Source organism: Comamonas sp. 4034, assembly GCF_050434545.1.
Lineage (GTDB): Bacteria > Pseudomonadota > Gammaproteobacteria > Burkholderiales > Burkholderiaceae_C > Comamonas > Comamonas odontotermitis.
In genome coordinates, this window is record NZ_JBNDIT010000050.1 from 1 (window position 1) to 3,756 (window position 3,756).

Sequence of the window (3,756 nt, forward strand, 5' to 3'; positions counted from 1 at the left end):
TCACCGAGCTGGGCACGCCCCAAACGGTGGCCGTGGCATAACTACGTCTGGGGTTTGGGGAGACTCAGTCTCAAACCGATTTATGCAACAAGGCCCTCTCAGAGTGTTGAGCCTACTCAAAATTGAACTGACCCCCAGAAGTTGGACGGTCACGATTCCGCCGATCAGGCGGTGCTTCTCAGCCGGTACTCCACCGGGCTGAGCCCTTGCAGCCCGAGCTTGATGCGCTCGTGGTTGTAGTAGTGGACGTAATCATGCACGCCCGCTTCGAGCGCATCAATGCTGTCGGGTTTGTCGAGATGGAAGTACTCAGCTTTCAGTGTGCCGAAGAAGCTTTCAATCGCTGCGTTGTCGAAGCAGTTGCCTTTGCGGCTCATGCTTTGCTTGACACCATGACTCGCCAGCATCGCTCTGTAGGGCTGCATCTTGTAGTGCCAACCTTGGTCGGAGTGCACGATCAGGTCAGCGGCGGACTTGGCGCGCGAGAGCGCTGTCTCGAGCGTGCCGGAAACCAGCTCGAAGACTGGCCGCCGTGCCATGTGGTACGAGACGATCTCGCCGCAGTACAGGTCCATGCAGGCTGACAGGTAAAGCTTTTGGCCGCGTACATTGAACTCGGTGACATCGGTCGCCCACTTCTGGTTCGGCGCAGTCGCGCAGAAGTCACGCCGCAGAACGTTGGGTACGTACGCATCACTCATGCCCGGGATATGCCGGGAGCGCTTCTTCGCCCGGATCAACGCACGCAGCCCCATCTTTTGCATCAGACGCTGCACGCACTTGTGGTTGACCGGCTCCGCCATTGAATTACACAGCGCTGCCGTGATCCGCCGGTATCCGTAGCGGCCCTTGTGCTCGTCATACACAGTACGAATTCTGGCCTCCATGGCTCGTTGTTGGTCGACGCGCTGGGCCGCCTGGCACTGGTAGTAGAACGTGCTGCGCGCCAAGCCTGCTACCTCCAACAGGTCCGCCAGCTTATAGTCATGCCTCAACCCGGTAATCAGGCGCGCTTTGTCGGCGCAGCTGACATCTTCGACCGGATCAAGGCATGCAATTTTTTTAGGTACGCGACCTCCGCGCGCAGTCGGTCGTTCTCTTCTCGCAGGATTTTCTCCGCATCGGCAACGACCGTGCTCAACGGTTCTGCAGAACGTCGTTTTGGCTTCATCTTGGGCTGTTCTTCTTTCCCGCTCTCGCGCGCCTGCAGGCGGCCTTGATCGAGATTGCGTCGCCAGACAACGACCTGATTGGGATTGCGGATGTCATAGAGCGCTGCGACCTGGCGGCTGGAGAGCTGCTCTCGATCCTGATGAACCAGCACCTGCAGCTTGAACTGCGCACTGTACGCGCTGCGCTTGGGGCGCAAGCCGTCGATGCCGTGCAGTCGGTAGTGGCTCACCCAGGTGCGGACCTTCTCCTCAGGCACCGACCACCGACGAGCCAAAAGCTTCGCGCCGCCTTCGCCTGCCAAGAAGCTCTGGACCACTTCCAGTTTGAACTCCGTCTCGTACTTCTTCATGAAACCCCTTGAAGTTCGTCCAACTTCTGGGGGTCAGTTCAAACCCGGGGCTATTCATTTTGGGAATTTAGCAAAAAATTAGAGCGTTTATCAAAATCCTGAATTTAATTAACTAATTAGCATCTAATTTCTATTTGTTGGAATCTTAAGTTTCATCCAAGGAGATGCACTCATGACTGCAGTTCACACTATCAAAGGCAAAGTAGCTCTGATTGCTGGCGGGGCAAAGAATCTAGGCGGATTGATCGCCCGTGATTTAGCTCAGAACGGCGCCAAGGCAGTTGTCATTCACTACAACAGCGATGCCAGTAAGGCCGAAGCAGAAGTAACCGCTGGGGCCGTAGAAAAAGCTGGAGCGAAAGCACATACGATCCAAGCGGATCTGGTCACAGCGGGTGCTGTTGCGAAGCTCTTCGAAGACACTGTGGCTATTGTAGGGCGCCCCGATATCGCCATCAACACGGTGGGTAAGGTGCTCAAAAAATCCATTATCGAAATCACCGAAGCGGAATATGACGAGATGAGCGCTGTGAATGCCAAGACCGCCTTTTTCTTCCTTAAGGAGGCAGGTAAGCATGTTAACGACAATGGCAAGGTGTGCACACTGGTTACTTCGTTGCTTGGCGCCTTTACCCCTTTCTACTCTTCCTATGCTGGCACCAAGGCGCCTGTCGAGCATTACACGCGTGCTGCGGCAAAGGAATTTGGTGCGCGAGGCATCTCCGTCACTGCGGTTGGGCCCGGCCCAATGGATACTTCATTTTTCTATCCGGCAGAGGGCGCTGAAGCTGTAGCGTATCATAAGATGGCTGCGGCGCTTTCGTCCTTTAGTAAAACGGGCCTTACAGATATCGAAGATGTCGTGCCGTTCATCCGTCACCTCGTCAGTGATGGTTGGTGGATCACAGGTCAGACCATTCTCATCAACGGCGGGTACACAACCAAGTAGGTGGAGTTGAAGGGTTTTCAGCTGAATTGTCTTTATTTCGATGGCGCCTCGTCTCGGTAAAAAACAGGGCGCTGTCTTTTTCTCACCTAGATTTAGCTTATATGCAAATCGGCTTTGTTGCACTACAGGGACTTCACATGAATGCAAGCACTGGCCGGAATTCTTTTGACAAACAAGCATGTCCCGTTAGTCAAGACGATCAAAGCGCATAAAACGAGGAACAGACTGCACATCTACAGACGGGGTTCAGCACAGATGTGCCCCCCAAGAAACAAACCGCGCAGCAAGGCTCCATTCAAATCCCGTGATGTCTTGCGACTCACAATGCAACAATCGAGCTTGCTTGCTGCTGGTCTGACCTGTTCATTGCATCTTTGATTTCACGTCTAGCATGTTGAATCCATCGTTTGGCTTATGCGCCAGCAAATAGGGGTTGCGTTGGGCGCGTGCTGATATGTGCAGCCTCGTAAGGGCGCTCATGGACCATGAGCGCCCACAGGATACGGGCATTCTTGTTGGCCAATGCGACGACGGCCTTTTGCCAGCCGCTGCGCTGTCTCAGGGCAATAGCCCATTGTGAGATAGGGTCCTGATTGTGTTTGCCCGTGAGCACTGCAGCCTTTGCGCCTTGCACCAGCAAAGAGCGTAGATAACTGTCGCCGCGCTTGGTAACGCCTCCCAGGTTGGATTTCCCGCCACTGGAATGTTGGCGGGGAGTCAACCCCAGCCAGGCCGCAAACTGTGCACCATTTTTGAACTGCTTGAAGTCACCAACGGTTGCGACAATGGCTGATGCCGTGAGTGGTCCCAAGCCTTTGATGGAAGCAGCGCGCTGCACCTGCTCATCTTGTTTGTTGTGCACGGCAATACGTTGCTCACACCAATGGATATGTTCATCGAGCTCTTGCCAATGCATGAACGCACGCTGCAGTGCGATGCGAGCCGTGCCTGCAACTTCATTACTCGCGTCTTCCAGAATGTCATGCAAATGGGCGCGTAAGACTCTGGGGCTTTGCGCCAGCACGATACCAAACTCAACCAGCAAGCCACGAATGCGGTTGATGCAGGCTGTGCGCTCTTCTTTAAAGCCTTCGCGCAGCCGATGCACGCACAGCATGCCTTGCTGATCCAAGGTCTTGACTTGTACAAAGCGCATTTGAGGACGGCTCGCGGCTTCGCAAATAGCTGCAGCATCATTAGCATCGTTTTTACCGCTCTTGCCTTGCATCCGGTAGGGAGACACCAACGCGGCAGCGATCATCCGGGCATCAAACCCCATGCGTAT

At 54.7% G+C, this 3,756-nt stretch carries 3 protein-coding genes; 1 reads left to right on the top strand and 2 read right to left on the bottom strand.

The annotated features are described in order from the left end of the window. Nucleotides 1-164: 164 nt before the first annotated feature. A protein-coding gene (locus ABIE32_RS21625) for an IS3 family transposase (protein WP_429019370.1) occupies nucleotides 165-1,522 on the bottom strand; the annotation gives its coding sequence in 2 pieces (ribosomal slippage) (nucleotides 165-1,057 and nucleotides 1,057-1,522; 1,359 coding nt in all). A gap of 172 nt (nucleotides 1,523-1,694) precedes the next feature. Between ABIE32_RS21625 and ABIE32_RS21630 the strand changes: the two genes are divergently transcribed. Next, nucleotides 1,695-2,471 carry an SDR family oxidoreductase gene (locus ABIE32_RS21630; protein WP_429019373.1) on the top strand — a complete coding sequence of 259 codons (777 nt, stop codon included), beginning with the start codon at nucleotides 1,695-1,697 and terminating at the stop codon, nucleotides 2,469-2,471. A 412-nt stretch (nucleotides 2,472-2,883) separates the two neighbouring features. Here ABIE32_RS21630 and ABIE32_RS21635 read toward each other — a convergent pair. Next, nucleotides 2,884-3,756 (bottom strand): IS110 family transposase (locus tag ABIE32_RS21635; protein WP_429019376.1); only part of this gene is annotated, 873 nt, incomplete at its 5' end.